The organism is Pseudomonas sp. NPDC088885 (assembly GCF_044750025.1).
GTDB lineage: Bacteria > Pseudomonadota > Gammaproteobacteria > Pseudomonadales > Pseudomonadaceae > Aquipseudomonas > Aquipseudomonas rustica.
The window spans coordinates 1-4212 of record NZ_JBIVJB010000170.1 but is presented as its reverse complement, the minus strand read 5'-3'; the positions used below and the strand labels follow the sequence as shown (position 1 = coordinate 4212).

At 58.4% G+C, this 4212-nt stretch carries 3 protein-coding genes; all 3 read right to left on the bottom strand.

Translation table 11 applies throughout. The annotated features are described in order from the left end of the window. Positions 1-87 precede the first annotated feature (87 nt). The 3 genes from glmM to ftsH are packed head-to-tail and all read right to left on the bottom strand — an operon-like array spanning position 88 to position 4209. Positions 88-1425 (bottom strand): phosphoglucosamine mutase, encoded by a 1338-nt coding sequence (gene glmM / locus ACIP1X_RS27760; RefSeq protein ID WP_400755864.1) that lies wholly within the window; start codon positions 1423-1425, stop codon positions 88-90. Positions 1426-1441: 16 nt separating this feature from the next. Beyond that, positions 1442-2293, bottom strand: a complete 852-nt coding sequence (gene folP, locus ACIP1X_RS27755) for a dihydropteroate synthase (protein WP_400755863.1) — start codon at positions 2291-2293, stop codon at positions 1442-1444. 8 nt (positions 2294-2301) lie between these two features. After that, the gene (gene ftsH / locus ACIP1X_RS27750; protein WP_400755865.1) at positions 2302-4209 is read right to left on the bottom strand and encodes an ATP-dependent zinc metalloprotease FtsH; all 1908 of its coding nucleotides are present in this window, start codon (positions 4207-4209) and stop codon (positions 2302-2304) included. Positions 4210-4212: the final 3 nt, after the last annotated feature.

The window sequence follows — 4212 nt, the reverse complement described above, 5'->3', positions numbered from 1 at the left end:
CAGCTACCATAGGGCGACGCATGCTGTACCTCGTCGGTCAAAGTGGGCGCAGATGTTACCCAACACAATCATGCCTTGCAAGCCGAATCAGGCAGAAACTTCAGTTACCAGTTTTGCCAGTTCTTCGGCATAGCTGCGAACCTGGGTTTCGTCCTCACCTTCGACCATGACGCGCACCAGAGGCTCTGTCCCGGACTTGCGCAAAAGCACACGACCACGACCCGCCATTGCCTGGGTTACACGCGCACCGGCTTCCTTGACAGCAGGATGCTCCAGCGGATTATCGCCGCCGCCAAAACGCACGTTGATCAGCACTTGAGGGCACTTGCGCAGCGCCTGACGGCTTTGCGCCAGACCTTCGTTACGGGTCTTGAGCGCCATCAGCACCTGCAACGCCGCGATGATCGCATCACCGGTCGTGGTGTGATTGAAGCAAACGATGTGCCCCGAATTTTCACCACCAACCAGCCAATTGCGCTCGAGCAATTCAGCAATCACATAGCGGTCGCCGACATTGGCACGAATAAACGGAATTGAAAGCTCCGCCAGCGCCAACTCAAGACCCAGGTTGCTCATCAGTGTACCGACTACGCCGCCCTGCAGTTTGCCGCGCTCATGCAGGTCACGGGCGATGATGAACAACAACTCGTCACCATCAACGATGGCACCGGTGTGATCGACCATCAACACGCGATCACCGTCGCCATCGAAGGCAATACCCAGATCAGCATGCTCAGCCAGCACCGCCGCCTGCAACTGGCCCATATGGGTCGAGCCGCAGTTGTCGTTGATGTTCAAGCCATTAGGTTGCGCCGACAGCACCACCACTTCAGCACCCAGCTCGCGGAACACGCTAGGCGCTACCTTGTAGGTCGCACCGTGGGCGCAGTCGATAACAATTTTCAGCCCGGAGAAGCTGGTACCGGTCGGCACACTGCTTTTGCAGAACTCGATGTAACGACCGGATGCGTCGTTGATACGCGACACCTTGCCGATCTTGCTCGACTCAACCACCGTCATCGGTGTGTCGAGCAACTCTTCAATCATCAGCTCCAGCTCATCTGGCAACTTGGTGCCTTTGCCGGAGAAAAACTTGATACCGTTATCGTCGTGCGGATTGTGCGAGGCACTGATCACAATGCCGGCTTCAGCCTGGAACGTACGTGACAGATAAGCGATGGCCGGCGTCGGCATCGGGCCCAGCAGCATCACATCGGCACCCGCCGAAGTCAGGCCGGCTTCAAGCGCCGATTCGAACATGTAGCCGGAAATCCGCGTGTCCTTGCCGACCAGCACCTTGCAGGCGCCCATCTTGCGGAACGCCATGCCGGCAGCCCAGCCAAGCTTGAGCATGAACTCAGGAGTGATCGGATAAACACCGACACGACCACGAATGCCGTCGGTACCAAAGTATTTTTTGCTCATATGCGCTCCATCATTCTTATTCAGCTGATTCCACGGCCGCGATCATCCGAACCACGTCTACCGTCTCCGCCACATCATGGACGCGCAATATACGCGCACCTTTGACAGAAGCCAGCGCTGCCAGCGCCAGGCCACCAAAAAGTCGTTCACCCACAGGACGATTCAAGGCATGACCAATCATGCTCTTACGAGAAACGCCCACCAGCAGCGGCCGGCCCAACGCATGCAGGGCCTCCATGTGCTTGAACAAGCTTAGATTGTGCTGCAGGGTTTTAGCGAAGCCAAACCCCGGGTCGAGAATGATTCGCTCGGCAGGAATACCGGCAGCCGCACATTGCGTCATGCGCTCGGCGAGAAACTCACCGACTTCCCGAGTGACATCCTGATAGTGCGGATTGTCCTGCATGTCACCAGGCTCACCCAGCATATGCATCAGGCACACCGGCAAACCAGTCGCCGCTGCTGCATCCAGTGCACCATCACGCTGCAATGAACGGACATCGTTAATCAGACCAGCACCGAGCCGCGCCGTTTCGCGCATCACCGCGGGCGTCGAGGTATCAACCGAGATAATCACATCGAGCTCGCGATTGATCAGCTCGACGATCGGCGCGACGCGCTCAAGCTCTTCCAGCGGCGAGACCGCACGCGCACCGGGGCGAGTCGACTCGCCGCCAACATCGATCAGCGTCGCACCGGCGGCGACCATGGCTTCGGCGTGGCGCAGGGCCGCGTCGAGCTGGCTGTATCGACCACCGTCGGAAAAGGAATCGGGAGTGACATTGAGAATGCCCATGACATGCGTATGGGCCAAATCAAGAACCCGGTTGCCGCAAGGCAACCGGGTCAGGGACTGTGCAAAAGTCATTTCAAACCTTAAACGTCAGCAGCCGGACCGCCAATCGGTGTTTCCGGACGCTCATCCTGAACAACCGGAGGCGGCGGTGTACCCGTGCCACCCGACCAGTCGCGAGGTTCGCGAGGTGTGCGACCGGCCATGATGTCGTCGATCTGTTCAGCATCGATCGTTTCGTACTTCATCAGAGCGTCAGCCATGGCATCGAGCTTGTCACGGTTGTCCGTGAGGATCTGCTTGGCCGTGCCGTAGCACTGATCAATGATGCTGCGCACTTCGGAGTCGATCAGCTTGGCTGTTTCACCGGAGAAGCTGGCCGCCTGACCGCCACCGCCGCGACCTAGGAAAACTTCGCCCTCTTCTTCGGCGTACATCAGCGGACCGAGTTTTTCCGACAGGCCCCATTTCGTCACCATGTTCCGTGCAATCTGGCTGGCACGCATGATGTCGTTGGAAGCACCGGTGGTGACACCGTCGAAGCCCAGTGTCATTTCTTCAGCAATACGGCCGCCGTACAGCGAGCAGATCTGACTGATCAGTGCGCGCTTGGACAGGCTGTAGCGATCTTCTTCCGGCAGGAACATGGTCACACCCAGCGCACGACCGCGCGGGATGATCGACACCTTGTAGACCGGATCATGCTCAGGCACGACGCGACCCACAATGGCGTGGCCCGCTTCGTGATAAGCAGTGTTCTGCTTTTCTTTCTCGGACATGACCATCGATTTGCGCTCGGCGCCCATCATGATCTTGTCTTTGGCCAGTTCGAATTCTTTCATCTCGACGATGCGCTTGCCGCTACGTGCAGCGAACAGCGACGCTTCGTTGACCAGGTTAGCCAGGTCAGCACCCGAGAAGCCCGGAGTACCACGTGCGATCACGGCCGGAGCGACGTCGTCACCCATCGGCACTTTGCGCATGTGTACTTTGAGGATCTGCTCGCGACCACGGATATCCGGCAGACCGACCACAACCTGACGGTCGAAACGGCCCGGACGCAGCAGCGCAGGGTCGAGTACGTCAGGACGGTTGGTTGCAGCGATAACAATGATGCCGTCGTTCATTTCGAAGCCGTCCATCTCAACCAGCAACTGGTTGAGGGTCTGCTCACGCTCATCGTGACCACCACCCATACCGGCGCCACGATGGCGACCGACGGCGTCGATTTCGTCGATGAAGATGATGCAAGGCGCGTGTTTCTTCGCCTGCTCGAACATGTCACGCACACGGCTGGCACCGACACCGACGAACATCTCGACGAAGTCAGAACCGGAAATGGTGAAGAACGGCACTTTGGCTTCGCCGGCAATCGCCTTGGCCAGCAAGGTTTTACCGGTACCCGGAGGACCGACCATCAGCACACCGCGAGGAATACGACCGCCCAGGCGCTGGAACTTGCCCGGATCACGGAGGAATTCAACCAGCTCGCCCACTTCTTCCTTGGCTTCGTCGCAACCGGCAACGTCAGCCAACGTGGTTTTTACCTGATCTTCGGAGAGCAGGCGCGCCTTGCTCTTGCCGAAGCTCATCGGCCCGCCCTTGCCGCCGGCACCGCCCTGCATCTGGCGCATGAAGAACATGAACACCGCGATGATCACCAGGATCGGGAAGCTGGCCACCAGAAGCTGGGTCCAGATGCTTTGCTGTTCAGGCTGCTTGCCTTCAACCACAACGTGGTTGTCGACCAGATCGCCGATCAGGCCATTGTCCTGAATCGCCGGACGAATGGTCTTGAAGCTGTCGCCGTCATTGCGTTTGCCGGTAATCACATAGCCATCAACCGCTACGCGTTCGACCTTGCCATCCTTGACCTGCTGGATGAAGTCGGAATAGTTGAGGGTCTGCGGCTCGTTAGGGCTGGAGAAGTTGTTCATCACTGTCACCAGGACAGCCGCGATGATCAAGCACATGAGCAGATTCTTTGGCATCTC